This is a genomic window from Candidatus Electronema sp. JC, assembly GCF_048287365.2.
GTDB lineage: Bacteria > Desulfobacterota > Desulfobulbia > Desulfobulbales > Desulfobulbaceae > Electronema.
Map to the genome: position 1 here is coordinate 61,300 of NZ_JBLWEM020000040.1, position 25,936 is coordinate 87,235.

Here is a 25,936-nt window from a genome sequence, read left to right on the forward strand (position 1 = left end):
ACAATGAATCAAGGAAACAACCCATGAACGGTGCTGAACTCTTAGTGCGCTGCCTCGAAAACGAGGGCGTGGAATATATCTTTGGCATACCCGGCGAGGAGAACCTCGCCTTTCTCGAAGCCTTGCGGACTTCCAGCATCAAGCTGATCCTCACCCGGCACGAGCAGGCCGCAGGCTTCATGGCCGCAGCCTATGGCCGCCTGACCGGCAAGCCGGGAGTCTGCCTCGCCACTTTGGGGCCGGGCGCGACCAACTTTGTCACCAGCGCGGCGTATGCTTATCTGGGCGGGATGCCCTGCCTTTTCATCACCGGGCAGAAGCCGATCAAAAGCTCGAAGCAGGGCCGCTTTCAGATCATCAACGTGGTTTCGATGATGGCCCCGATCACTAAAATGACCCGGCAGATCGTCAGCGCGGACTCCATCGCCGCCCTGACCCGTGAAGCCTTCCGCACTGCTGTGCAGGAGAAGGCCGGGCCGGTGCATCTGGAGCTGCCGGAGGACATCGCCGCCGAGCCGGTCTCAGAAGCGGCCCGGCCCTTCCCGGTGACGGAAGTGCCGGTGCCCTTGGCTTCGGACGAAGCCTTGCGCAAGGTGGCCGCGATCATCAGCGAGGCGAAGAATCCGCTTCTGCTCATCGCCGCTGTGGCCAACCGCCGCCAGACCGGCGCGGCCCTCCAGCAGTTTATTGACCGCACCGGCATTCACTTTTTTTCCACGCAGATGGGCAAGGGCACGGCGGACGAGTTCCATCCCCGCTGCCTCGGCACCGCCGCGCTGTCTGATCACGACTATCTGCACTGCGCCATCGGTAAAGCGGATGTGATCATCAACGTCGGCCACGATGTGGTGGAGAAGCCGCCCTTCTTCATGAAGCGCGACGGGGTGCGGGTGATTCACATCAACTACTTCAGCGCGGTATTTGACGAGGTCTATTTTCCGCAGCATGAGATCATCGGCGACATTGCCGATTCAGTCAGCCGTTTAGCTGGGCTGATCGCGCCGGACTCGCTCGCTGGCGACGGCTATTTCAGCAAGCTGAAGAAGGAGATTGAGAAGAACGTGTACCGCTGCACCTTGCCGACCACATTTCCCTACACGCCGCAGCAGCTCACCAAAGTGCTGCAAGAGCTGACCGACAAGGAGACCATCCTTTCCTTGGACAATGGCATGTACAAAATCTGGTTTGCCCGGAATTACAAGTCCGCCGATCCTTGCTCAGTTCTGCTCGACAACGCGCTGGCGACCATGGGCGCGGGCCTGCCGGTGGCTATTGCGGCCAAGATGCTTTTCCCGCAGCGCAAGGTGATTGCGGTCTGCGGCGACGGCGGCTTCATGATGAACTCGCAGGAGCTGGAGACCGCCATCCGCCTCAAGCTCGATCTGACTGTGCTTCTCCTGCGCGACAACGGCTTCGGCATGATCAAATGGAAGCAGGCAGGCATGAATCTGCCGCAGTTCGGCCTTGACTTCGGCAACCCGGATTTTGTCAAATACGCCGAAAGCTACGGCGCGTCGGGCTGGCGGATTTCAGCGGAGCATCAGCTGCCGGAGACCCTCGACCACTGCCTGAATACGCCCGGCGTGCACCTGATCGAGCTGCCGATTGACTATGCGGAAAATGAGTCGGTTCTGATCGAGGAGCTGCGCCGCAAGACCTGCCTGATCGGCTGATGCCTGTCTTCCGCCTGACCAAAGAATTAGTCTTTCCACCGCCGGAGCTGGCCGAGCCGGACGGCCTTTTGGCAGTGGGCGGCGACCTCTCGCCGCAACGCCTGCTGGCCGCCTACGAGCAGGGCATTTTTCCGTGGTATTCCGGCGATGAGCCGATCCTTTGGTGGTCGCTCTCGCCGCGCTTGGTGCTTTTCCCGGAGGAATTTCACCTGCCGCGCAGCCTGGCCCGCACAATCAAGCGGGGCGTGTATCAGGTCAGCGCGGACACCGCCTTTGCTGAGGTCATCGCCGCCTGCGCCGCTGTGCGGCAGGAGACCGGCACGTGGATCAACCAGGACATGCAGGCCGCCTACATCCGCCTGCACGACTTGGGCTTTGCCCATTCGGTGGAATGCCGCTTCGAGGGCAAGCTGGTCGGCGGGCTGTACGGAGTCTGCTTGGATAGAATGTTTTTCGGCGAATCCATGTTTTCCCTGCGCGGCGATGCCTCGAAGGTCGCGCTGGCCGCGCTGGTCAGCCATGCCAAGCAGCTCGACATTCAGGCGATTGACTGCCAGATGACCACCGCGCACATGCTCCGCTTCGGCAGCCGTGAACTGGACAGGCAAGCCTTTCAGGAGCTGCTCGAACAGCTTGTGCAGCGCATCCAGCCGCAGCCGCGCTGGCTGCTTCAGGACTGAAAAGCGGTTTTTTGCAAAAAGCCGTTGTAGCGGCGGCATTTTTCTGATAATTTCTTCTGTGGTTCCGCCGCATGACATCTTGAGCCGCTTGGCGGCCCGCTGCATGCGGCAGGCCGGAATGATGCACGATTCAACCCGCACTCACTGAACAATGCGCTCTCTTTCTGTTTTTCCCGTTCCGTTCTGCCGCCGTCTGCTGCTGGGCTGCGCCGCCGCGCACCTGCTTGTCAGCGGCTGCGCTCCTTCCGTCAGGCCGCCTGCGCCGCTTCCGCCTCAATCACCGCCGACCGCCTTGCCGCAGAAGAAGCCGGGCATGTCCCCTCAAGAACAGGCTGAGTATCAGCGGCAGGTGCTGGAGCCTGCCTTGGCCACCATCAGCGGCCGCATCGCTTCCTACGAGCAGAAGCTGCGGGAATGGCAGGAGCTGGGCGGCCGCAAGGAGACCCTGAGCCTGAGTCCAGACGAAATTGAGCTGATCGTCAGCTGCCGCAACAGGGTGGCTGACTTGCAGGACGCGTATAAAAATTTGCAGGAGCAGCTGCTCCACGAGCGGTCGCCGTCCGCCTCCCGCGAGCTGCTCTTCAACTCGCTGTCCCGCTTCAAAGAAAACGACATTTCTTATTTGGAAGGCGAATGCCCGAAGCTCCAGGCCGATCTGAGCAGCATGTCCGGCCCGCGCGGCAGCTGGACAGAGACAGCGCAGGCGGAGAGCGGCCCGCTGGCCGCCGAGCCGCCTTCTGCGCTCACGCAAGAGCCGACGGCGGCAGAGGAGCAGAACAGCGCGTCCCTGCTTCAGCAGGGCCAAGCTCTGTTGAAAAACGGGCATGAGCAGGAAGCCCGCAGCCTGTTCGTCAGCCTGCTGGCAGCGGCGCGGCGGGAGGGGGACCGGCAGCAGGAAATCCGCGCTCTTCAGATGCTGGCGGATTTGGATTTCGGCTTCCGCGAATACGCCTCGGCCCGGCGGAAATACTCCGAGCTGCGGCGGCTGGACAGCGGCAGCTCGGTCCGCTGCGGCAGACATATCCGCGCCTTGGAGGCGGCAGGCTCGCGCCGCGACGAGCTGGATGCCTACGCCTCCCTGCTGCTCGGCTGCCTGACCTACAATCCGGACAAGGATGGCTTCACTGTTGTGCAGCAGGCTGTTGAGTTTATCCGGATTTTCCCGGAATCGCCCTTGGCCGGGGATGCTGAGGAATGGTCGCAGCGCATGGAGCAGGAGGCCGGGCAGTGGTTCTCCGGCCTCTTGGAGGCGGCGGAGCGGCTGGAGCCGGCGGCGGCCTTGGCCCGGCTGGAGCGGGTGCCGCTGGACATTCTGCCGTTGGACAAGCAGGATCAGCTCCGGCAGAAAAAAGAGCAGCTTCGCGCCGCCGCGCCGGCCGCCGCTGCGGCGGCGCAGGCTGAAGCCGTTGTCGCGCTGCCGGAGCAGCAGGCCGCCTTGGCCAGTCCGCTGCCTGACCCGGCGGCAATTTTGCAGGAAACTTGGGATAAAGGACTGGCGGCAATGCAGGATGAGGACTATGATCAGGCCGTCGCTTTGTTCGCCCAGCTCCGGCACACTTCGTACAGCGGCAGGGCGGAGGGCAAAATGAAGGAGGCCGAGCAGCTGGCCGGGGAAAGTGTCCGCAAGAAGGCCGCCGCCCTCTTTCAGCAGGCAGTCAGCGCAGCAGACCCGGAGATGAAGAAAACCCTGCTGTTTTCCTCCAAGTCGCTGCTGGAAGACATACTGCGGAAATATCCCGGCGCAGGCATTGAGGCGAAGATCAGGAAGAACATCAGCAGCGTGGACAGGGAGCTGGCGGCAATCGGCAGCGGCCAGTGAACAGCGGCGGCGCGCCGACGCTGCACTCATCAAACGAACAGGAGCAGATCATGGATGACAAAAAAAACTATTTTATCGCAGCGTTGGTTGTGCTGCTGCTGATTTCGGCAGTCTGGGGGCAGAAGGAGACCGGGCAGCGCAAAGAGCTGGTTAAAAAGAACGAAGCCTTGAAGGCCCAGCTGCAGGCCGATGACGAGGCGGTGAAGACCGGTGCGGAGCTGCGGGCGAAGCTGGAGCAGGAAAAAGCGTCCAAAGAGCAGGCTGTTGGCCAGCTCAAGAAGGCGCAGGCGAAAATTGACGAGCTGAATGACAGGCTGGCCGCGCTCGAAGCCAAAAAAGGCGAGCAGGAGCAGAATGCCGCCGCGCTGAAAGAGGAGAAAGAGAATATGCTGGCCGCCTTGAAAGCCGAGCAGGAGCAGGCTGCCGCCGAGCTGAAGGCTGAGCTGGCGCAGAAGCTCGCCGCCTTGAAGGCGGATCGGGACAAGGCGGCGGCAGCGGCGGAAACGGCCAAAAAAGAGCAGGCCGGACAGCTGGCGGCGGCGCAGCAGCAGCTTGCCCAGCAGCAGGCCCTGCTGGAGGAGCAGGAGCGGAAGCTGACCTCAGCCGCTGCGATGATCAAGCAGGAGCAGCAGCAGGTCAAAGACTGCGCGGCCAAGCTGGCTGATCAGAAAAAACTGCAAAGCGAGCTGGATGAGCTGGAGGCTGCGGCCAAGCAGCTGGAGGAGGAGCGCAACAAGATTCTCGACGAGGCGGAAACCCTGCGCGCTCAGGTCATCGGGCTGGAGCGGATCGTCGAGGAGCGCACCGCCGCTTTGGAAAAAAGCGTCAAAGAACTCGAAAGCTGCAAGATCAACACCAGTGTCCTGATCGCCAAGATCGCCGAGCTGGAACCGCTGAAAAAAAACGGCCTGAAGAGCAAGGCCCAGCAGGCGCGGCAGTAAAAAACGCTTGGCGGTCAATTCCTTGAGGCTCAGGAGCTGCGGCTTGCCTGAGCCTTTTTTTCATCCGGCACAGGATATGGAACCAATACTTGACTGGCTGCGCGCCGTCTGCGCCCACCGCGAGATCTGGGGGCTGCTGGCCGCCCTGCCGCTGATCGCCGCCGGGCTTGTCGGCACGGTCTTTCCGGCTTTGCCTGGCACGGCCCTGATTTTCTGCGGCTTTCTCGTCTATGGCCTGATCACCGGCTTTTCCAGCCTCTCAGTCTGGTTTTTTCTCGGCCAGGGACTGCTCGCCGGCTTCAGCTATCTGCTGGATTTTGCCGCCACGGTTTGGGGCGTGCGGAAATTCGGCGGCTCCAAGGCCGCAGCCTGGGGAGCGGCTGCCGGCACGCTGCTGGTCTTTGTGCTTGGCCCGGTCGGCATTCTGATCGGGCCGCTGCTGGGGGCTGTTGTCGGCGAGCTGCTGATAGGCGAGCAGTTCCGGCAGGCCCTGCATTCCGGCTTCGGCTCCTTTCTCGGCTTCATTGTCGGCACAGCGGCCAAGCTGCTGCTGGCCGGGATCATGGCCGCTTGGTTTTTCTGGCAAATCATCTGAACCTCACAAACAGTCATGAACACTGCCGCCGTCATTCTCGCCGCAGGCAAAGGCACCCGCATGAATTCGGCCAAGGCCAAAGTCCTGCACGAGCTGTTTTTCAAACCCATGCTCCACCACGTGCTGGACGCAGTCACCGCCGCCGGAATTGCGCGGCAGGCGGTCGTCGTCGGCCATCAGCGCGAGGCGGTGCTGGCCTCGCTCGCCGCGTATCAGATCAGCCCAGTTGTGCAGGAGGAGCAGCTCGGCACCGGCCACGCTGTGCTCTGCGCCGAAACCGCCTGCGCCGATGCCGATTTGGTGATGATTCTCTGCGGCGACACCCCGCTCATCCGCCCGGAGACCTTGCAGGCCATGCTGCGTCAGCATCAGGAGCGCGGCGCGGATCTCACGTTGATGACCACCGAGCTGGACAATCCCTTCGGCTACGGCAGGATCATCAGCGGCACGGATGGCCAAGTCCTGCGCATTGTTGAGGAAAAGGATGCGGACGAGGCCGAGCGGGCGGTGCGCGAGATCAACGCCGGGATTTATCTCGCTGACCGCAGCTTCCTTTTCGCCGCCCTGCGGCAGGTGGGCCGGAACAACAGCCAAGGCGAGGTCTATCTCACCGACATCGTCGGCATAGCCGTGCGCGAAGGCCGCCGGGCGGAGAAGTTTGTCCACCGTCCGGCCATTGACGTGCTGGGCGTGAACTCGCGGGTGGAGCTGGCCCAAGCCCACGCCGAGCTGCAATTGCGCCGCTGCCGCGAGCTGATGCTCGCAGGCGTGACCATTTATTCCCCGGAAACCGTGCTGATCTCGCCGGAAAGCGTCATCGGCCAAGATGCGGTGATTCATGCCGGAGTTCACCTTGTCGGCCCATGCCAAATCGGCGCGGGCGCGGTGATCGGGGCGCACAGCGTCCTGCACGGCTGCGCGGTCGCGGCAGGGGAGCAGGTGCTGCCGCTGACGTGGCGCAAGGGCTGATCGTCGGCCTTCAGGGAGGCTGTCCAGCCGAACCCGCTGTTGCATCTTGACATCCTGAGCATTCTCCGCGTAAGCTGCGTTGTGGGAGTTGCCGATGTTTTTATTCAACACAAGGAGAAAACCATGCCCGCCCGTTGCCGCCGCCTGTTCCAGCTAGTCCTTCTCACAGCCTTCTTCCTTGCCGCCGCTCTGCCTGTCCGGGCGGAGGAGCCGAAATATGAGCCGCTGCCGGGCGAAGGCAAGACCTGCAAGATCGGCGCAGACTATTCCTTTGTCTACGCCTTCAACCAGAAGCCGCAGCTTGGCATCGCGATACTCAAGCTCCAAGTCACGGACAAGGACGGCAAGCAGGTCACGTCGCTGAAGATCACCGGGGATGCCGGAATGCCCTCCATGCGCGGCCATCACGACACCGGCCCGGTGGAGTTCAAGCTGAACAAGAAAGGAGACTATCTCCTTCCTGTGGACGTGGTCATGCCCGGCGGCTGGGATGTCCGGCTGGAGTTCAGCAAGGACGGCCAAGTGATCTACCGGGGCAGCATCAACTTTGACGTGTGAGGCGCGGCCATGCGAGTCCTTGCCGCCGCTTTGCTCATCAGTGCCCTCCCCGCCTCCGCTTTTGCCTCCAGCCGCCTGCTCTATTTTGAAGCCCAGGGCGTGGCCGGATATTCTGATAAAGAAGATAGCGTGATCTGGCATTCTGAAAGCGCGGAGGACGTGATGCAGAAGTCCTCGGTCGGCTTTGACTTCGTCCAGCGGCTCTCTGGCGAGCGTAGCGATTTCGGCATGATCGCCGTGCAGGCGCGGCTTGCCTATGATCCTGATGCCGACGACGAGATCGAGCCGCAGCTTTACAACGCCTATTACAAACACAAGGCGGGCTGGGCGGACATCTGGGCTGGCCACAACCGGCCTGCGCTCGGTCTTTCCTCAGTGCTGGACAGTCACGCCCTGCTTCTGCCCACGCTGGCCATGCACGGTTTCGGCTTTGACCGCGACTGGGGCCTGGGCGCAAGCCGCGACTTCGCCTGGGGCAACCTCAGCGCGTCGCTCACAAGCGGCAGCGGAATGCCGCTCCGCTTTGAGGGCAACTATCTCGCCTCGCTGCGGGCCGCGAAGGGTATCCTTTCACAGGACAACTGGGAGCTGGGCTTCTCCGCAGGTTTCGGCGAGACCCTGCACACTATGGGCTACGAGGTCATGCACGAAGAGCCGCAGCCCTTCGCCATGCTCGGCGCGGACTTCACGTACCTCTGGGACAACTATGAAGCCCGCTTTGAGGCGATGGGCGGCACCAACCGGGATGAGGACGCTTACGCCCTCTTCGCCCGCCTCGGCATGAACCTGCTTGACGAAGGCCGCCTGAAGCTGGAGGCGCAGCCCGAATACAGCAAGATCGGCGAGCACGAGGGCTTCCGTTTCTCCGCCGGGCCTGCTTGGCAGCTCAGTGACACGCTCACTCTGCGGGCTATGGGCCGCTACGATGAGCACGACGACGAGCTGCGGGCGGTGGTGCAAATTTATTATTACAGCAAAGTGTTGTGATTTTCCGTAGGGGCAATTCATGAATTGCCCCTACGGAACCCGCTGTTCATGTATTTCTCCTATTTGCTCATAGGAATTTCCTATGAGCAAATAGGCCGCGTCTGTTTCCTCATCTCTTTTTCCTATGAGGAAACAGAATTTTTGGACTTTCTCATACCCCGCGCCTGTCTCGTCACAGCCGCCGCCTCTCAGCAAACCTCTGCCACGGAGATGACCATGCGGAAAAGCTGGCTGCTCATCCTGCTGACCTATGTTTTCCTTGCCGCCGCCGACCATGCCCATGCTGCTGTGGGCTGCGATCTCAACGACCCGGACAGGGACGTGAAGCGGCTCTTCCCGGAGTCCACTGGCTACAAGACGCAGTACCTGTCCATTGACCAGAAAGGCGGCGACGCGCTGCTGAAGGAGATTGAGAAGCGGCTGGGCGACTCCTTCCAAGGCTTGTACGAGACCGCCGACGTGCCCTACACCATTTATGAAATCTTCCGCGACACCGAGAAGATCGGTCACATCCACGGCGTGAATCAGAAGGGCAAACACGGCGGTATTCAGGTTTTTCTTGTGCTTGATATGGAAGGCAAGATCAAGGCATTCTACTTCCAGAAACTGACTTCCAGAGCAGCCAAGCAGCTGCGCGAGCCATCTTTCGGCAAGCAGTTTGAGGGCCTCAGCCTGATTGATTTCTATCCCTACGATGTGAAGGCGGGCAAGAGCGTGCCTCCCGGCAAGGTGGATCAGATCAAGAATCCTGTGCCGGAGGCTGAAGAGGACTTCCGGGCCGCGTTGCGGGCGACGAAGAAGAACCTGATCCTCATGGATGAATTCCTCTACGGCAACAAATACCTGCCCCATTTCAAAGCCAAGTGAGAGGCCATGCTCAACATCTACACTGTCTGCTATAAGAACCTGCTGCGCAAGAAGCTCCGCAGCAGCCTGACCATCATCGGCGTGGGGCTGTCGGCCTGGGTGCTTGCCAGCTTGATGGGCTTCAACAAGGGCTATGAAGCCTCGCTCAACCGCGATATCGACAACATGGGCTTTCAGGTGGTGCTGACCGCCAAAGGCTGTCCCTACGAGGCCGCCACCCTGATGCTGAAAGGCGGCACCAGCCTGCGCTACATGAAGGAGGAGGTCATGCAGACCGTGGCCGCCAACCCTGAGGTGGAGTCCATGACCCCGATGCTCATGCAGGCCATCTTCGACCCCAACAAGGGCGAGGAAGGGGGCATGTCCGCCTATCTTGGCGTTGACCCGGCCAGCTATCCGAAGATGAAGACCTACCTTGAGTTCAAGCAGGGCGGCTGGTTCAAGAACCCGGAGGCCTACGAGGCCGTGCTTGGTTATGAGGCGGCGGAGCTGGAGCAGCGCGAGGTCGGCGACATGCTCCTGATACCTGAGAAGGAAGTGGAATTGAAGGTGGTCGGCATACTCAAGCGCACCGGCACGCAAGATGACGGCACCATCTTCATCCCGGTCAAGGCAGTGCAGAAGATATTCGGGCGCAGCGGCGAGCTGACCGGCTTGGGCATCAAGGTGAAAAAGGATGCCAACATCGGCCAGCTGGAGCAGAAGCTCTATGAGCTGCCGGACGTGCAGGTGGTCTCGCTGGCGCAGGTCAAGCAGACCATCATGAACCTGGTCTCGACCGCCAAAGTGATGGTGCTGTCCATCGCTGTCATTGCTGTCATCATTGCCATGGTGGGCGTGATTAACACCATCCTTATGTCTGTGTTCGAGCGCTATCAGGAGATCGGCATTCTCAAGAGCATTGGTGCCATGCCTGAAGACATCTTCAAGCTGATCTGGATCGAAACCTTCATCCTCTGTCTGCTCGGCGGTATGCTGGGCGCGGTCATGGCCTTTGGCCTCTCGCAACTCACGGAAGTGCTGATCCGCCAGCTCCTGCCCTATTCACCGACCGGCTCGCTGATCCTGCTCGACAGCAGCCTTGTTCTGACGACCCTTGTCGCCGTGCTCCTGATCGGCCTCCTTAGCGGGCTGTACCCGGCCTGGAAGGCAGCGCGAGTCCGGCCCCTTGAATCCATCCGCAGTGAGATGAGCTGACCTATGAACGCGCACGGCACGGCCATCGCGGCCCGCAACCTCAGCAAAGTCTATCGGCGCGGCACCGAGGAGGTGCTGGCGGTCAACAACGTTTCGCTGGAGATCCAGACGGGCGAGTACGTGGCCTTTATTGGCCCGTCTGGCTCTGGCAAGACCACGCTGATCAACATCCTCGGCTGCTTGGACAATCCCAGCTCAGGCGGGCTTGACATCGCTGGTCGGCCCGTTTTCGGCCAAGGTCGGCCCCTGTCTGAGCGCGAGCTGACCAAGCTGCGGCGGGAGCTGTTCGGCTATATCTTCCAGAAGTTCTACCTCATTCCAACCCTCAACGTCCTTGAGAACGTGCTGCTGCCCTGCACATTCTATAGCAAAGACAACGGCGCGGAGGAGCGGGCCGCCGAGCTGCTCCGCTCGCTGGGCATGGACAAACGGATGCGGCACCTGCCGGGACAGCTCTCAGGCGGGGAGATGCAGCGCGTGGCCATCGCCCGCTCATTGATCAACAGACCGCAGATCCTCCTTGCCGACGAGCCGACTGGCAACCTTGACTCAGCCCGCAGTCACGAGATCAGCGCGGTCTTGCAGGAACTGAACCAGCGCGACGGCCTCACCGTCATCCTCGTCACCCACAACCCGGAGCTGGCCAAGACCGCGCACCGCATTGTCGAGCTGCGGGATGGGAGGGTAGTGGCGCAGCAGTGAAAGGACATCGCCGCACATCTCTTCAATGCAAAAGCTGTTTGAAAAACGCAAGCTGATCTGTTACGCTTGTTTGCAGCAAATCGGCTGTTGCTGGCGGCAGCATTGCGGCATCAAATTCGCTGATATTTTCAAGCAGAGATCACCGGGAGCATTTCCATGCTGACGAACAACAAAGGCTTCACCCTGATTGAACTGACTTTCGTCGTAGCCGTTATTGGCGTGCTTGCCGCAGTGGCCATACCGAACTTTATCGCCTACCGGGACAAGGCATATCTCTGCGAAGGCTACGCCCTCTCTGATCCGGTGCGGAAAGAAGTGGTGGAATATTATGACCATGTCGGCGCATTCCCGCCGGACAACGCCTCGCTTGGGCTGCCTGAGGCGATCCGGGGAAAACATGTGGGCAGCATCAAAGTGAAGGACGGCGCAGTGGAAATCAAATACCGGGACGACAGCAGACAGCCCGGCGTGACCGTCACTCTGCGTCCTGTTGTCAGCAGCGACGATCCAACCGGCCCGGTCACTTGGGAAGAGCAGATCGCCAAGGCCAATTGAAAGGAGGACGCGATGCTCTTGTCCAACCGCAGGCGGTATTTTATAGAGCTGCTCCATGTTATTGTCATCATCTCCATTCTGGTTGTGATTGCCGTCAAATCCTATCAAGTATTTCTGGCGAAAGCGGAAGTCACGAGCATGGTCTATCGTTTTCATTTCGCATCAGCAAAGACTGGCAATCTGATGTATTTCGCCCTGCATGGGGAGTTTCCCCAGAACACGGAACAGGCGCTTGCGTTGCTTCCTCCAGAAAATTGGTATATTGAGCCTGAAAGGAAGGTGGTCATTGAGCAGGGAGCAGTCCATGTCTCCTCCTCAACAAGGAGGCTTGCCGGGAAAACGCTGACCATGCGGCCTGTGGTGCAGGAGGATGATCCTACAGGAGCGGTGCATTGGGTCTGCGGCAATAAGAGAGAAAGCGGCTGGAAGGTCTTCGGCGTTGACCGCACAGATATTGAAGACCGGCATATCCCAGCCGTCTTAAAGTAAGCGCAAACAGAGAGGCGGAAATGTCCAGCAGATTGTCCATAGAAGAACTTTGCAGCGGCTGGCGCCAGCTTGCAGTGATGCTCAGGGCTGGGGTTTCCCTGTCCGGCGCAGTGACAGCGTTAAGCGAGGAGAAAGACTTGCCGGTACTCAGAAAGGCCGCCGCCGGAATGCGGAAGGAGATGGATCAGGGCGTGCCTTTTGCTGAATGCCTGAATCGGAGCAAGCCTGGCCTGTTCAATGCCGCCTTGCAGCGCATCATGCTGCTGGACATTTCCGCTGCCCAGAAGGCCGATGCCTTGCGGCAGGCCGCAGCAGCAGAGGAATCGTTCGCCAAAGCAGGCAGCACAGGCAAACCCTTGCTCAGATTCGTGGCCGTTGTCCTGAGCGCGGTCATGCTCTTGTCCTTTATGATGCTTATCTTTGTTCTGCCTGTTTTTCAGGAAATGTACGCCAGCATGGGCGGGCATTTGCCAGCGCCGACGCAGCTCTTTCTTAATATCGGCCGTTTGTTCACAGACAATGTGCTGGTTCAGATTGTGTTCGCGCTGCTCTTCATCTTCGCGTTTGTTTACGTCAGGAAGTTCCCGTATCATGCGGCCCGGCATGTGCCGGGAATAGGCCCTCTGCTCAAGAAAGTGGCGGTTGCCCAGTTCGCTCAGTATTTCTCTCTGCTGACTGCGGCGGGCCTGCCGTTCAAGGAGTCGCTGCAAGGAGCGGCGGACTCGGTCAGCAATTCGTATCTGGCGGCCCGGTTCAAACGGTTTGCCGACGGGACGGCAGATATGCCTTCGCTTCAGGCGCAGATGCGGCAAAGCGGCCTGTTCCCGGAAATGCTGCTGCAAGCGGCGGGAGCTGCCGCAACGCAGGAAGCTGCTGGCAGCGCAATGGGAGAGGCGGCGGCGTTCTACGGCACTGACATCGGCAATGCCGCCGCAAAGAAGATCGCCATGCTTGAGGCGCTGGCATTGGTTGTTCTCGGCGTGCTGGTCGGCGCGATTGTCATCAGCATGTACCTGCCGATTTTCATGATGGCCGACGCAATATAACTCTGAGGATGCGCCATGAACAAGACAGCACTATCCAAGAAATCTATGAACAGAAAACGCGGCGATCAGGGCTTCACGCTGATTGAACTGATGATTGTCATCGCCATCATGGGCGTGCTCTCCACCATTGCTGTCCCCTCCTATCAAGACCGGGTGATCAGGGCGCAGATGGAAGAGGCGTTCAACATGGCTGAGTTCGCCAAGAAGGGTGTGGAGGAGTATTACAAGGCCACGCAGAAGCTGCCGTCAGACAATGCTGAAGCAGGGCTGCCGCCAAAAGAGAAGATACTTGGCAACTATGTCGCAGGGCTGGAGATCGCCCAAGGTGGCGTGATCAACATCCATCTTGGCAACCGGGGGAACAAGAACATCCATGGCAAGACAGTCAGCCTTCGGCCTGCTGTTGTCGCCGACGCGCCTGCCGTGCCTGTCGCATGGGTCAGCGGCTATGCTTCGGTGCCCAATGGCATGACCGTGCAGGGCGAGAACAAAACTGATGTCCTGCTCCGTCACCTGCCGATGAGCTGCCGCTATTAAAGCCGCTTCGCCTTCCCATTCCTTTGTAGAAGCACCGCCTGTTCCAGCGCAGGAAGGACTGCTCTTGCTTGCTGCTTTTTTTAACCAACGGATGTCATTGTCAAAAGGGATTCTTCGTTGTTGACTTCGGCAAGAGACGCGGCGCATTCCGCAAATGGAATGCGGCCTTCCCGGAAACAGCGCAGCTTTTGCCCATCCCAGCCGACCAAGGTTGAGCCTGCGCCGCCCGGCGTTCTGCCGCCATCAAGGATCAGGTCAATGTCCGTGCCAAAAGCTGCTTCCACATCCGCTGCCGTGACTGCCGCAGGCTGGCCGGAGCGGTTGGCACTGGTGGCGGTTATCGGCCCGCCAAAGGCGGCCAGCAGCAGTGCCGCTGTCGGCTCCGGTGACTGGCGGATGCCGACTGTGCCGCTGCCGCCGGTGAGCGGCTCCGGCAGATTCTTTTTCGCGGGAAAAACCAAGGTCAGCGGGCCGGGCCAGCAGCGGTTCATGAGCAAGCGCAGCGGCTCCGGCGTTTCCTCAGCCAGCAGCGGCACTTGGCTTTGCTCGGCAACCAAAACCAAAACCGGCTTGTCCGCCGCCCGCTGTTTGACTGCAAAGAGCTTCTGCAATGCCTCGGTGTTGCAAGGATCAACACCGAGGCCGTAATACGTTTCTGTTGGGAAGGCGACTAATCCGCCCTGTTTGAGCAGACGTGCCGCCTCCTGAAAAAACGCGTCAGAAGCGGGAACAATCACTGGCCCTTGGCCTGCTGAAGAGCCAGATTTTTCGCCGCCACCTGCTCCTCCATCTCTTGAACGAATTGGCGCAGAGCCTCGCTGATTTCCTGATCGTTGATGGCGAGAATCCGGGCTGCGAGCACCGCCGCGTTTTTGGCCCCGGACTTGCCGATGCCCATCGTCGCCACCGGAATGCCGGGCGGCATCTGCACGGTAGAGAGCAGGGCATCGAGACCGTTGAGCGGCGACGCGTCAATCGGCACGCCGATCACCGGCAGCGTGGTGTGCGCGGCGATCACCCCGGCTAAGTGGGCGGACATGCCCGCGCCGGCAATGATGATCTTCAGGCCGCGCCGGGCGGCGGTGCGGGCGTACTCGGCAGTCTGCTCCGGGGTGCGGTGGGCCGAAGAAATGAGCATCTCATGCTTGATGCCGACGCTGGCGAGGAAATCCGCCGCCGCCTGCATCACCGGCAGGTCGGAGTCTGATCCCATGACGATGCTCACTGCCGGGCCAGTGTGCTTCTGGAGACGGCGCAGGGCGCGGTGGCCGATGTCGCGGCGGAAGTAGCTGCCTTTCCACTTGATTTTATCCACCGCCTTGTAGGCCCGGTCAATCGCCTTGGCAATGGAAATGTCCATTGCCGTCACGCCGAGGACGCGCCCGCCTGCGGTCAGGGTGGTCTGGTTCTCGATGGTCGTGCCTGCGTGGAAGACCATGACATCTTTCAGCTTGGCCGCGTTGACCAGACCGGTGATCGGCCTGCCCGCCTTGTAGCTGCCCGGATAGCCCTCCGAGGCCATGACCACGCAGACCGCCGGGCGCGGGTCGATCTCCAGCTCGATCTCATCCAGCGCGCCGTCAATAGCCTTTTCAAAGATCTCGACCAGATCGGTCTGCAAGCGCATCAGCAGGGGCTGGCATTCCGGGTCGCCGAAGCGGCAGTTGAATTCCAAGACATTTATTTTTTCGCCCTCAATCATCAGGCCCGCGTAGAGCATTCCCTTGTAGGGACGGCCTTCCGCAGCCATGCCGCGCACCGCAGGCAGCATGACCTCGTTCATCACCCGCATGGTCATCGAATCATCCAGCACCGGCGCGGGTGAGTACGCCCCCATGCCGCCGGTGTTCGGCCCCCGGTCGCCCTCGAAAATGGCCTTGTGATCCTGCGACGAAGGCAGCGGCAAGACATTCTCGCCGTCCACAAAGGCGATGAAGGAGGCTTCCTCGCCGGAAAGGAATTCCTCGACCACCACCCGGCTGCCCGCCTCGCCGAAGGCCCGGTCTTTCATGATTGTGTCAACCGCCTGCTTGGCCTCGGTCTTGGTCTGGCAGACCATCACGCCCTTGCCTGCGGCCAGCCCGTCGGCCTTGACCACGCAGGGCGCGCCAATCTTGTCAATGAACTTTTTCGCCGCGTCAGGCCGGTCAAAGCTCTCGTATTCAGCGGTTGGGATGTCGTATTTGCGGAGGAAATCCTTGCAGAAGACCTTGCTGCCCTCCAGCTCCGCCGCTGCTGCGGTGGGGCCGAAGATGCGCAGATCTTTGGCTTGAAAACGATCCACAATACCTGCGGAGAGCGCGCTTTCTGGGCCGACCACAGTCAGGCAGATGCTTTCCCTGATGGCAAAGTCGAGCAGCCCGTCCACATCGTCCGCCGCAATTTTGACGCAGGTGGCCAGCTTCCGTATTCCGGCGTTGCCAGGGGCGCAGTAAATGGCCTTCACTTTCTCCGACTGGCTCAATTTCCAGACCAGTGCATGTTCTCTGCCGCCGGAACCGATGACCAGAACCTTCATCAAAACCTCCTTGCTGGGTGTTTGCGCGTTTGCCGCCGCCGGAAGGGCGGGCGGCGCTGAGCTGCTCTCGTCAGGGCCGCATCATAACACAAAAACAGCAGGTTCGGCAACTGAGGAATGCTCTGTCAAGGTTTTGCGCAGGGGACGAGTCCGACTGCGGTTTTTCAGCTCTCCGCTGCGGGGCCAGGCAAATTCCGTCTGCATTTTAAGTGGATGGAAAGAAAGCCTCTGCTGTTTTTCCGCAGACGGAACAGGAATCCGTCCTTGGCAGGGCGGGGCAATTGAGGTATCATATCATCGGGTTCATGCGGCCGGATGCTGTCTTGTCCGGCTTTTTTCAATAAAATTGAACGGGTTCCCTCAGCTGCCGCAGCATTCTCCCCCCGCCGCCTCGCGCCGCGCTGTCAGACCATGCCTGTTGCACGCAGACGACCAGCACACCGATGTACACAGACATACTGATCAACGCCGCGCCCTACGAGAACCGCATCGCGCTGGTGGAAGGCGGCAACCTGCTGGAATTCCACATCGAGCGCCCTGCTGAAAAAGGGCTGGTCGGCAACATCTACTGCGGACGGGTGGTGCGGGTGCTGCCGGGAATGCAGGCCGCCTTTGTCGAGATCGGCTTGGAGCGCACCGGCTTTCTTTATGTCGATGATGTCCACGCTTCATCGGTCGTCGCTAGGCTGGAGGAGCGGATAGCCAGCGGCGGAGATGAAAAACGCTGCTGCCGACGGCATTACCCGGACGACCCCTCGCTGACGAACCGCTGTCCGACGCATCCCGGCATAGAGCAGCTCCTCAAGGAGGGGCAGACGGTTTTGGTGCAGATCGCCAAAGACCCCATCGGCACCAAGGGAGCGCGGCTGACCTGCCACATCACCTTGGCCTGCCGCAACTTGGTCTTCATGCCGCTGACCGAGCACATCGGCATTTCCCGCAAAATTGAGAACGAGCGGGTGCGCGAGGAGCTGCGCCGGAAGATCGAGAGCCTGCGGCCCGCAGGCACCGGCTTCATCGTCCGCACTGTGGCTGAGAACGTCACCAGCGCGGAAATCGAGGCGGACATGGAGTTCCTCATGCTGCTCTGGGACGACATCAAAGCCGCCGCCCAGCGGTCGCCGGTGCCTGGTTTGGTCTATAAAGACATCAGCTTGGTGCTGCGCTCGGCCCGCGACCTGCTCACGGACAGCATCAACGAAGTGGTGATTGACTCCGCCGAGGAGCATGAGCGGCTGCTGCGCTTTGTCAGCACCTTTGCGCCCAAGCTGAAAAGCCGCATTGTCCACTATGACGGCGAGGCGCCGCTCTTTGAGGCGTACGGCATTGAAGGGGCGATCAGCCGGGCGGCGGACAAAAAGGTCTGGCTGCGCTCCGGCGGGTATATTATCATAGAGACCACCGAGGCCCTGACTGTGATCGACGTGAACACGGGCCGCTATGTGGGCAAGAACGATCTCGCTGAGACCATCTACAAGACCAACATGGAGGCGGTGCGCGAGATCGCGGCCCAGCTCCGGCTGCGGAACATCGGCGGGATCATCATCATCGACTTCATCGACATGGAGGCCGAGCAGCACCGCGAGGCCCTGCACAAAGCCTTGCTTGAGGCGATGGCCAATGACCGCAACCGGGTCAATATTCTGCGGATGTCTGATTTCGGCCTGGTGCAGATGACCCGGCAGCGGGCGAGCGAGAACCTCTCCCGGACGCTGAACGAGGTCTGCCCCTGCTGCGGCGGCGACGGCGCGGTGAAATCCCGGCGCACCCTCTGCTACGAAATTTTCCGCAGAATTGCCCGCGACGCGGCGGCGGTCAGCAGCGGCAGCCTCACTGTCCGGGTCAATCCCCGCCTGGCCGAGCTGCTTCTGCGCGAAGAGGCCGGGCACCTGCGGCGGCTGGAGACAGAAACCGGCAGGCCGATCGCGGTGGCCGCCGCGCCGGAGCTGCATCTTCAGCGGTACGAGCTTATCTGGAATGTATAACAGGACGAGACAATGATCATGATCAAACAGAGCAGACGAGGTTCCGGCTCCTTTTTCCGTTCCGCCAAAGCCAAAGAGCTGATCCGCTTGGCTTTGATTGTCCTGTCCATGCTTGCGGCGATCGGCGCGGGCGCGGCGTTGTTTGTGCTGATGGAGTTTGAAACGCCGACAATCGCCGTGGAGAAGGAGATCAAATTCATCGGCGGGGCGGCGGATCTGCCGGTGCGGGCGGCGGACAGCAAGAGCGGCGTGCGCCGGATTGCGGTCACTGTTTTCCAGAACGGCACGGCCTATCCGCTCTTCAGCCGCGAGTTTCCCCGCCAGTCCTGGCTCAAGCAGGCCGGCCCGGCAGAGGTGCGGGAGACGGTCAAGATGGACGCGAAGGGTCTCGGCTTCAAGGAAGGCACTGCGGAGCTGGTGGTCATGACTGAGGATTTTTCGCTCAAGCGCAACAGCACCGAACTCCGCCTGCCGGTGACTGTGGATTCCGCGCCTCCGGCGATCACGGTGGAGCACGCGCAGATGCATCTGCTGCAAGGCGGCAGCGGCATTGTCGTGTACAGCTCCTCGGAGCCGCTGGCCCGGCACGGCGTTGTGATCGACAAATTGTTTTTCCGGGGCTTTCCGCTGCACGGCAAAGAGCGGCAGCATGTCGCCTACATCGCCCTGCCTTGGGACAGCGCCAAGCCGGAAGACACGCGGGTGGTCGGCGCGGATCAGGCCGGCAATCAAGGGCAGTCGCCCTTCTCCGTCCACTTCAAGAAGGCTAAAGAAAAAAGGGACCGGATTGAAATTTCCGAAGGCTTTCTGGAAAAAAAGATGCCGGAATTTCAGCAGCATTATCCGGAGATGAAAGGAACGCCGCTGGATCAGTACCTTTTTGTCAATCAGAAGGTGCGGGTCTGGAATGCGGATAAAATTGCCGAAGCCTGCCGGAACACGGCGGAGGAGCAGCTTTGGCAGGACCGCTTCCTGCGGATGCCGGGCGCGGGCCGGGCGGCCTTCGCCGATCAGCGCACTTATTATCATAAAGGCCAGGAGATCGACCAGCAGACCCATCTCGGCATTGACATCGCCTCCACGGCGCGGGCTGAAATCCGGGCCGCCAACCGGGGCCGGGCGGTTTTCGCCGACTATCTCGGCATCTACGGCAATGTGGTGATCCTTGACCACGGCCAAGGCTTGAGCAGCCTCTACTCGCATCTCAGCCGGATAGAGACCAGCGTCGGCAAGCTGGTGGAAAAGAATGAAATCATAGGCCGTTCCGGCACCTCCGGCATGGCCGCCGGAGATCATCTCCACTTCTCCATGCTCGTGCACGGCATTTTCGTCACCCCGGTGGAGTGGTGGGATCAGAACTGGATCAATGTGAACATCAAAAACATCATCAGTCCCAAGCCTGCCGCGCCGCCCGCTCAGGAGGCTCATGCGCCGTAAGGGTCTTTCCCCGCTGCTGCACAGCTATCTTGTCGGCGAGCTGCTGGCACCTTTTTTCGCCAGCTTCGTCATCCTGTACAGCGTCTTTTTTCTGGTACGGCTGATTCCGCTGCTGGAGGTGGTGCTGGATCTGGGCATCGGCCTTGCTGATTTCGTCCGCCTTTTCTCCTATATTTTTCCGCATCTGCTCCTCTACGTCATTCCGATGGCCGGAATGACCGGCGTGATCATCGGCTTCACCCGGCTGACGAACGACCGGGAGCTGCTGGCCTTCAAAACCTGCGGCGTGAGCCTGCGCCGGATGCTGCCGCCGGTGGTGCTGCTTGCCGCCGCCATTGCCGCCTTGACCGGCTGGTTCTCCGTCCGCCTGATTCCGGCGGGCGAGGTGGCCATGCGTCAGCTTATGTACCAGCTCGCCAAGGAGAAAATCGACAAAGGCATCAAGGAGAAGAAATTCACCGAAGCGCTGGGCGAGGTCGTGGTCTATGTTGATGAGACCGACAAGGACGGCGCGTGGCAAGGGGTCTATGTCTCGGACATGCGGGGCCGCCAGCAGCCAGTGATCATCATGGCAAAAAACGGCCAGATGCAGGCGGACATCAGCCGGATGGCGGTGACAATCTTCCTTGAAGACGGCACGCTGCACAGCGCCAGCGGCTTTGACGGCCAGACCGTGCGGTTCCGCCGCTATCAGCTGAGCATCCCGCTCAAGCCGCCGACCAAAATTGACGGCGACGATGTCACCCAGATCAGCAAGAGCAGCATGTCGCAGGCCCAGCTGCTGGAGGCCGCCCGCCGTCCGGACGCGCATCCGCAGGATGTGATCACCTTCATGACCGAATACCATCACCGTCTGGCCATGCCGGTCGGCTGCCTGATCCTCAGCCTGCTCGGCATCCCGCTGGGGCTTCAGTCCGGGCCGGGCCGCCGGGCCGTCGGCATCCCGCTGGGGCTGGCTTTTTTCGTGCTTTATTACATCGTCTCGACCATCGGCAAGGTGCTGGCCGAGGACAAGGCGGTGCCGGTGCCGGTCGGCATGTGGCTGCCCAACCTGCTTTTCGCCGCCCTGACCCTGTTCGTCTTCCGCCGGGCCGAGCAGGAACGCCCGGTGATCCCGGAGCCGCTGACCACCGCCCTGAGCTGGCTTTTCGGGCTGCTGCTCACGCCATGGCGCAAGCTGGCCGCCCGTCTTTGGAAAAAACGGCGGCGGCCAGCGGCGGCGGCGCGGACCGGTCTGCTGGTTCATGCGGAGCCGTCCAGCCGCGTCTTTCATCTGCCCGGCTGCCCGCAGCACCGCAGCCGCCGGGCCAGCTTGCAGTTCCGCAGCGTCCGGCTGGCCCGCAAGGAGGGCTTCCAGCCCTGCCCGCGCTGCGCCGCTGAAGCGCAAAAACGCGAGCAGGAATGAGCCGCCCGCTGCTGAATTACGGTCTCAAACTGACCGTGGCGAGCCTGCTGCTCTTCCTGATTTTCCGCAGCATTGATCCGGCCAGCACCGGTGCCGCCTTGGCCGCAGCCTCGCCCGGCTTTCTGCTCGCCGCGCTGCTCTTTCAGCTCGCCTGCAACACGGTGGCCGCCTTCCGCTGGCGGCTGATCATGGAGCGGCTGGGCTTCAGCGCGCCGGGCCTGTTTTATCTGCGGAGTTTTTTCAAGGGGGTCTTTTTCAATCAGGGCCTGCCCAGCAGCATCGGCGGCGACGGCATTCGCATTTTGGACTGCGCCCGGCTCGGCGGCTCGGCGGAAGAGGCGTTCTACGGGGTCTTCATCGACCGGATTATCGGCCTGGCCGGACTGCTCCTGCTCAACATCGCCGCCTTGCTGATGAGCCGCCATCTCTTGCCGCCGCAGGTGGAATATCCGCTTCTGCTGATCTTGGCCGCCCTGAGCGGCGGGCTGCTGCTGCTCTTTCTGCTGCGCAAATTTCCCTTCTTCGCCGCAGGCAGACGGCTCGGCTTTCTGGGCCGACTGTCAGAACGCTATTTCCAAGTTTATTCGTCAATTGGCACGGTCAGCTTCCAGCTTGGCCTTTCGCTGCTTGTTCACCTGCTCTCAATGAGCGCGTTTTTTATGACCGGACGGGCGGTGGGGCTGAATTTTCCCCTGCACATCTATTTAGCCTTGGTGCCGCCGGTGATTCTGCTCACCATCCTGCCGATTTCGCTGGCAGGATGGGGCGTGCGGGAGGGGGCGATGGTCGGCTTCTTCCTGCTCGTGGGCGCAGACAAAAGCAAAGTGCTGGCCTTTTCCCTGCTCTGCGGGCTGACCGCGCTGGCCTCCTCGCTGCCAGGTCTGGCGGTGTATCTCACTCAAAAAAATACAGGAGCGCGACCTTGAAGGTTGACACCATGCGGGCTGTTGACCGCTGGATCGGCATTCCGCTGACTTTTCTGCTCACCCAGGCCCTGCGGCTGCGTGACTTCTTCATTCCTCCGGTCCAAGTCCGGCCCAAGCGCATCCTCTTCATTGAGCTGTCGGAGATGGGATCAACCATCCTGGCAGATCCCGCCCTGCGCAAAGCCAAGACCAAGCTCGGCGCGGAGCTGTTCTTTGTCATCTTCGCAGGCAACCGGGGCAGCCTTGACCTTCTCGGCACCGTGCCGCCGGAAAACATCTTCACCCTGCGCGAGGACAGCCTTGTCACGCTGGCCGCCGACACGCTGCGCTTCCTCGCCTGGACACGGCGGCGCGGGATTGATGCCGTCGTGGATCTGGAGCTGTTCTCCCGCTTCACCGCCTTGCTCACTGGAGCCAGCGGCGCGGCGCATCGGGCCGGTTTCCACCGCTTCTGCGGCGAGGGCCTTTACCGGGGCGAGATGCTCACGCACCGGGTGGCCTATAATCCGCATCTGCACATCGCCAAGAATTTCATCGCCTTGGTCAACAGCCTGCTGGCGGCGGAGCCGGAGCTGCCGTACTGCAAGCAGCTGATCGGCGACGAGGAGATCAGTCTGCCTCTACTCCGCTTCAGCGAGGCGGAGCAGGCGGGAATGCGCAGGCGGGTGGCGGAGCATTATCCTGAATACGGTACTGCCCGGCACCAACTAGTTTTGATCAACCCCAACGCCAGCGAGATGCTGCCGCAGCGTCGCTGGCCTGCGGAACGCTTCATCGAGCTGATCCGGCGCATTCTGGATGCTGCGCCGGACGTGCTGGTCTTGATCACCGGCGCACCTGCGGAACGGGCTGAGGCATCAGCGCAGTGCGCGGCTGTCGGCAGCCTGCGCTGCGTCAACTTCGCAGGCGCGGTGCAGCTGGCCGAGCTGCCGCTGCTCTACAGCATCTCAACGCTGATGGTGACCAACGATTCCGGGCCAGGCCATTTCTCGGCAATTACTCCTCTGCCGGTCTTTGTTCTCTTCGGCCCGGAAACGCCCAAGCTCTACGGCTCACTTGGCAAGGCCACGCCGATTTACGCCGGGCTGGCCTGCTCGCCCTGCGTCAGCGCGGCCAATCACCGCAAAACCCCCTGCACGGACAACAAATGCCTGCAAGCGATCAGCGTGGAGCAGGTCTTCGCGGCGATTGAGCCATTGCTGCGCGCAAGCCAATGAGGTTCTGCGTCCTCGGCTCCGGCTCGCGGGGCAATGCCGTGCTGGTGGAGTCCGGCTCCACCGCTGTGCTGTTAGATGCTGGATTTTCCGGCAAGGAAATCCGCCGCCGTCTCGCGCTGATCGGACGCAGACCTGAAGACCTGACCGCCGTCCTTCTCAGCCACGAGCACGGCGACCACATCAGCGGGGCTGGGGTGCTGTCGCGCCAGCTCAGGCTGCCAGTCTATGCCAACGTCGGAACGCACCGCGCCGCCGAGGGCAGGCTGCAAGAACTGCATCAGCGGCCTGAATTTGAAACCGGCGGTGCCTTCATCCTGCAAGACCTGCACGTTCATCCCTTCCGCGTCTCCCACGACACCGCCGATCCGGTCGGCTTTGTCATCTCCGACGGCGCAAACTCGCTCTGCTGCTGCACTGACACCGGCAAAATCACCGCCCTGATCCGGCAGCGGGCGCGGGGCTGTCAGGCCCTGATTTTAGAAGCCAACTATGATCCGCAGATGCTGGCCGACGGCCCGTATCCGCTGCCGGTCAAACAGCGGGTGCGCTCCAGCCAAGGCCATTTGGCCAATGACGACGCGGCCCGTTTTCTGGCCGAGCTGACCGGCTCGCCGCTGCGGCAGGTGGTGCTGGCCCACCTCAGCAGCACCAACAATCTGCCGGAGCTGGTTCAGGCGCGGATGCGGGAGGAAGTCGGGCTGCTGAATCCCGCCTTCCGTCTGGACATCGCCGGGCAGGAGCAGCCAACGCAGTTCTTTTCCCTCTGAAACGTCACTTTTTCCCGGTGATGATGGTGATCGGGTTCAGGCGCAGTCCGGACGGCTGGCCGTCCTCGTCAAAGTCCTTCTGCTCCCGCGTCACCGCGATGGTGCGGGAGTCGGCATCCAAGCCGTTAGCGGTCATCAGCAGCGGGGCTTGCTCCGCCGTGTTTTGCAGCACCGCGCTGACCACGAGCCTGCCGCCTTTGCTCAACCGCTGGGCGCAGGGGGCGATGATCTCGGCCAAAAGCCCCCGGCTGCCGCCGATGAATATCCGGTCTGGGTCGGGCAGGCCGCGCAGGACCTCAGGAGCTTGGCCGCGCACCAGCGTGATGTTGTAGAGGCCGTAACGGGCGATGTTGGCGCGGATGTTGCGCCAGCCTTCCTCTTTCTGCTCGATGACATAGACGGCCAGTTCCGGGCAGAGCCGGGCCGCTTCCACCGAGACCGAGCCGGAGCCGCCGCCCACATCCCAGAAGACCCCGCTGGCGGGCAGACGCAGCCGGTGCAGAATCACCGCCCGCACCTCATCCTTGGTGATCAGGCCGCGCGAGTGAACAATTTCATCCTCCTGCAAGCCGAAGACGCAGGCCGAGCCAGTTGCGTCCGCCTCGTTTTCGTCCGCCGAGCTTGCCGAGTCAGCCGAGCCTGCCGAGGCTTGCTCAATCAGCATCAGGTTGAGATCAGCGAACTTCGCCTGCGCCGTCTCCTCAAGACTGCCCTGCCAGAGCCGCTCTTCCGGCAGGCCGAGGTTCTCCGCCACCCGGATATGCAGCCGCTGGAGCCGGTCGGTGTCGCCGTGCTCCTTCAGCAGGGCGAGCAGCTCGGCGGCGATGCGGTCCGGGCTGCGGCGGGGGTCGGTGAAGAGCAGCGTCTTGGGCCGGGCGAAAACCTTTCCGGCCAGCAGGCCCGGCGGGCGGCCATGCAGGCTGATCAGCGTCAGGTCATCCCACGGCAGCTTGAAGCGGGCGCAGGCGAGCTGCACTGCGGACACCGCCGGGAATATCTCCACCCGCTCCGGGCCAAAGCGCTCCAGCAGCGTCCGCCCGATGCCGAAGAAAAGCGGGTCGCCGGAGGCCAGCACTGCCACGCCGCTGTTCTGGAGGGCCACGGCTGCCTCAAAAATCATTTCCTCCACCGGCGTGATGGCGATCCGGCGCAGCTCCAGTCCGGCCAGCAGCTCATGGTGCCGCTGCGCAGCCGCGACCGCGCCGCAGGATTCGATCCGCTGGCGCAGCTCCGGCTCCAGTCTGCCGCCGCTGATGCCGCAGAGCAGTATCTTAAAGGTGGTCAAGAATCTCGTCCTCCGAGGTCGCGAGACACTGTTGCTCAAACAAAGGTGAGCGCATCGCCCCAATCTTAGCCAATCTGAATTGGATCGCGGTGCTTACGCAGCCAAAACCATAGCGGACAGATCGGGCAAAATTGATTGAGGACGCTTCTGCAAAGTATTTCGTCGGACAGGTGATTTCAGCCACTGTGAAACCTTGCCAAAGAATCTGCGCCAGCATTTGGTTGTCAAAGACAAAATCATTTGAATTTTTTGTCAAATTGATAGATTCAAGCAGTTGTCTGGAAAAGGCCCGGTAGCCGGTATGATATTCAGACAGCTTCGCCTGCATGATGATGTTTTCAAAAAAGGTGATAAAACGGTTGGCAATATATTTCCAAATCGGCATTCCGTCCCGCAGAGCATAGCCGCCAAGAATTCTTGAGCCAAGCACGCAGGAATATAAGCCATTGCCGATCAGCGAGGCCATCGCAGGAATGAGTTTCGGCGTGTATTGATAATCTGGATGAACCATGATGACAATATCCCCACCAGCATCAAGAGCGGCTTTATAGCAAGTTTTTTGATTGGCTCCGTACCCCATGTTCTGCGGATGAATGATTAACTGCACGTTTTCTAATTTTTTCGCCACAGCAACCGTGCTGTCTGAACTGGCATCATCAACCAAAATAACAGTGTCAACGATTTCCTGCGCCATGATCTCTTGATACGTTTGCACTAATGTTTTTTCAGCGTTGTATGCAGGCATGACAACGACAACGCGAAGCCCTTTGTACACTCTGTT

The 25,936-nt window shown here is 61.1% G+C and carries 25 protein-coding genes; 21 read left to right on the forward strand and 4 right to left on the reverse strand.

Annotated features, from left to right (window positions below):
- Window positions 1-23: 23 nt before the first annotated feature.
- The 15 genes from ACNKH3_RS06720 (at window position 24) to ACNKH3_RS06790 (ending at window position 13,615) form a co-directional block, all read left to right on the forward strand.
- On the forward strand, window positions 24-1,673 hold the full coding sequence (locus tag ACNKH3_RS06720; RefSeq protein ID WP_420208691.1) for an acetolactate synthase large subunit: 1,650 nt from the start codon (window positions 24-26) through the stop codon (window positions 1,671-1,673).
- Window positions 1,673-2,353 carry a leucyl/phenylalanyl-tRNA--protein transferase gene (aat, locus tag ACNKH3_RS06725; RefSeq protein ID WP_417916583.1) on the forward strand — a complete coding sequence of 227 codons (681 nt, stop codon included), beginning with the start codon at window positions 1,673-1,675 and terminating at the stop codon, window positions 2,351-2,353. Before ACNKH3_RS06720 ends, aat begins: the two co-directional genes overlap by 1 nt.
- A gap of 151 nt (window positions 2,354-2,504) precedes the next feature.
- Window positions 2,505-4,172 (forward strand): hypothetical protein, encoded by a 1,668-nt coding sequence (locus ACNKH3_RS06730; RefSeq protein ID WP_420208692.1) that lies wholly within the window; start codon window positions 2,505-2,507, stop codon window positions 4,170-4,172.
- A 50-nt stretch (window positions 4,173-4,222) separates the two neighbouring features.
- Window positions 4,223-5,113: a hypothetical protein gene (locus ACNKH3_RS06735; protein ID WP_420208693.1), complete on the forward strand. Its 891-nt coding sequence runs from the start codon at window positions 4,223-4,225 to the stop codon at window positions 5,111-5,113.
- 76 nt (window positions 5,114-5,189) lie between these two features.
- Entirely contained in the window at window positions 5,190-5,708 is a 519-nt protein-coding gene (locus ACNKH3_RS06740; RefSeq protein WP_420208694.1) for a DUF456 domain-containing protein, read from the forward strand.
- Between the two features lie 15 nt (window positions 5,709-5,723).
- A complete protein-coding gene (locus tag ACNKH3_RS06745; protein WP_417917086.1) occupies window positions 5,724-6,677 on the forward strand; it encodes a bifunctional N-acetylglucosamine-1-phosphate uridyltransferase/glucosamine-1-phosphate acetyltransferase in 954 nt (317 codons plus the stop codon).
- Between the two features lie 123 nt (window positions 6,678-6,800).
- Window positions 6,801-7,235 (forward strand): FixH family protein, encoded by a 435-nt coding sequence (locus ACNKH3_RS06750; RefSeq protein ID WP_417917087.1) that lies wholly within the window; start codon window positions 6,801-6,803, stop codon window positions 7,233-7,235.
- 9 nt (window positions 7,236-7,244) lie between these two features.
- The gene (locus ACNKH3_RS06755) at window positions 7,245-8,222 is read left to right on the forward strand and encodes a hypothetical protein (RefSeq protein ID WP_417917088.1); all 978 of its coding nucleotides are present in this window, start codon (window positions 7,245-7,247) and stop codon (window positions 8,220-8,222) included.
- Window positions 8,223-8,432: 210 nt separating this feature from the next.
- The gene (locus ACNKH3_RS06760; RefSeq protein WP_420208695.1) at window positions 8,433-9,089 is read left to right on the forward strand and encodes a hypothetical protein; all 657 of its coding nucleotides are present in this window, start codon (window positions 8,433-8,435) and stop codon (window positions 9,087-9,089) included.
- A 6-nt stretch (window positions 9,090-9,095) separates the two neighbouring features.
- Window positions 9,096-10,286: an ABC transporter permease gene (locus ACNKH3_RS06765; protein WP_420208696.1), complete on the forward strand. Its 1,191-nt coding sequence runs from the start codon at window positions 9,096-9,098 to the stop codon at window positions 10,284-10,286.
- A gap of 3 nt (window positions 10,287-10,289) precedes the next feature.
- The gene (locus tag ACNKH3_RS06770; protein ID WP_420208697.1) at window positions 10,290-10,988 is read left to right on the forward strand and encodes an ABC transporter ATP-binding protein; all 699 of its coding nucleotides are present in this window, start codon (window positions 10,290-10,292) and stop codon (window positions 10,986-10,988) included.
- A 156-nt stretch (window positions 10,989-11,144) separates the two neighbouring features.
- Entirely contained in the window at window positions 11,145-11,543 is a 399-nt protein-coding gene (locus tag ACNKH3_RS06775; RefSeq protein ID WP_420208698.1) for a pilin, read from the forward strand.
- Between the two features lie 12 nt (window positions 11,544-11,555).
- Window positions 11,556-12,032, forward strand: a complete 477-nt coding sequence (locus ACNKH3_RS06780) for a pilin (protein ID WP_420208699.1) — start codon at window positions 11,556-11,558, stop codon at window positions 12,030-12,032.
- Window positions 12,033-12,052: 20 nt separating this feature from the next.
- The gene (locus ACNKH3_RS06785; RefSeq protein ID WP_420208700.1) at window positions 12,053-13,078 is read left to right on the forward strand and encodes a type II secretion system F family protein; all 1,026 of its coding nucleotides are present in this window, start codon (window positions 12,053-12,055) and stop codon (window positions 13,076-13,078) included.
- A gap of 45 nt (window positions 13,079-13,123) precedes the next feature.
- Window positions 13,124-13,615 carry a pilin gene (locus ACNKH3_RS06790; protein ID WP_420208701.1) on the forward strand — a complete coding sequence of 164 codons (492 nt, stop codon included), beginning with the start codon at window positions 13,124-13,126 and terminating at the stop codon, window positions 13,613-13,615.
- Window positions 13,616-13,695: 80 nt separating this feature from the next.
- Here the strand turns inward: ACNKH3_RS06790 and ACNKH3_RS06795 are convergent, their stop codons facing one another.
- Both ACNKH3_RS06795 and purD read right to left on the reverse strand, forming a co-directional pair.
- Window positions 13,696-14,352, reverse strand: a complete 657-nt coding sequence (locus ACNKH3_RS06795) for an L-threonylcarbamoyladenylate synthase (RefSeq protein WP_420208702.1) — start codon at window positions 14,350-14,352, stop codon at window positions 13,696-13,698.
- Window positions 14,349-16,133 (reverse strand): phosphoribosylamine--glycine ligase, encoded by a 1,785-nt coding sequence (purD, locus tag ACNKH3_RS06800; RefSeq protein WP_420208703.1) that lies wholly within the window; start codon window positions 16,131-16,133, stop codon window positions 14,349-14,351. Before purD ends, ACNKH3_RS06795 begins: the two co-directional genes overlap by 4 nt.
- A 443-nt stretch (window positions 16,134-16,576) precedes the next feature.
- Here purD and ACNKH3_RS06805 point away from each other — a divergent pair, with 443 nt between their 5' ends.
- Genes ACNKH3_RS06805 through ACNKH3_RS06830 form a run of 6 tightly spaced genes read left to right on the forward strand, consistent with a single transcriptional unit; the run spans window position 16,577 to window position 23,870 of the window.
- A complete protein-coding gene (locus tag ACNKH3_RS06805; RefSeq protein ID WP_417915913.1) occupies window positions 16,577-18,118 on the forward strand; it encodes an Rne/Rng family ribonuclease in 1,542 nt (513 codons plus the stop codon).
- Between the two features lie 18 nt (window positions 18,119-18,136).
- Window positions 18,137-19,555: a M23 family metallopeptidase gene (locus tag ACNKH3_RS06810; RefSeq protein WP_420208704.1), complete on the forward strand. Its 1,419-nt coding sequence runs from the start codon at window positions 18,137-18,139 to the stop codon at window positions 19,553-19,555.
- A complete protein-coding gene (locus tag ACNKH3_RS06815) occupies window positions 19,545-20,960 on the forward strand; it encodes an LptF/LptG family permease (RefSeq protein ID WP_417915911.1) in 1,416 nt (471 codons plus the stop codon). Before ACNKH3_RS06810 ends, ACNKH3_RS06815 begins: the two co-directional genes overlap by 11 nt.
- A complete protein-coding gene (locus ACNKH3_RS06820; protein WP_420208705.1) occupies window positions 20,957-21,886 on the forward strand; it encodes a lysylphosphatidylglycerol synthase transmembrane domain-containing protein in 930 nt (309 codons plus the stop codon). The genes ACNKH3_RS06815 and ACNKH3_RS06820 overlap by 4 nt, the downstream gene beginning before the upstream one ends.
- On the forward strand, window positions 21,883-23,103 hold the full coding sequence (locus tag ACNKH3_RS06825; protein WP_417916450.1) for a glycosyltransferase family 9 protein: 1,221 nt from the start codon (window positions 21,883-21,885) through the stop codon (window positions 23,101-23,103). The genes ACNKH3_RS06820 and ACNKH3_RS06825 overlap by 4 nt, the downstream gene beginning before the upstream one ends.
- The gene (locus ACNKH3_RS06830; protein ID WP_417916449.1) at window positions 23,100-23,870 is read left to right on the forward strand and encodes an MBL fold metallo-hydrolase; all 771 of its coding nucleotides are present in this window, start codon (window positions 23,100-23,102) and stop codon (window positions 23,868-23,870) included. The genes ACNKH3_RS06825 and ACNKH3_RS06830 overlap by 4 nt, the downstream gene beginning before the upstream one ends.
- Before the next feature lie 4 nt (window positions 23,871-23,874).
- Here the strand turns inward: ACNKH3_RS06830 and cbiE are convergent, their stop codons facing one another.
- Entirely contained in the window at window positions 23,875-25,155 is a 1,281-nt protein-coding gene (gene cbiE, locus ACNKH3_RS06835; RefSeq protein ID WP_417916448.1) for a precorrin-6y C5,15-methyltransferase (decarboxylating) subunit CbiE, read from the reverse strand.
- Window positions 25,142-25,930, reverse strand: a complete 789-nt coding sequence (locus ACNKH3_RS06840) for a glycosyltransferase family 2 protein (RefSeq protein WP_417916447.1) — start codon at window positions 25,928-25,930, stop codon at window positions 25,142-25,144. Before ACNKH3_RS06840 ends, cbiE begins: the two co-directional genes overlap by 14 nt.
- Window positions 25,931-25,936: the final 6 nt, after the last annotated feature.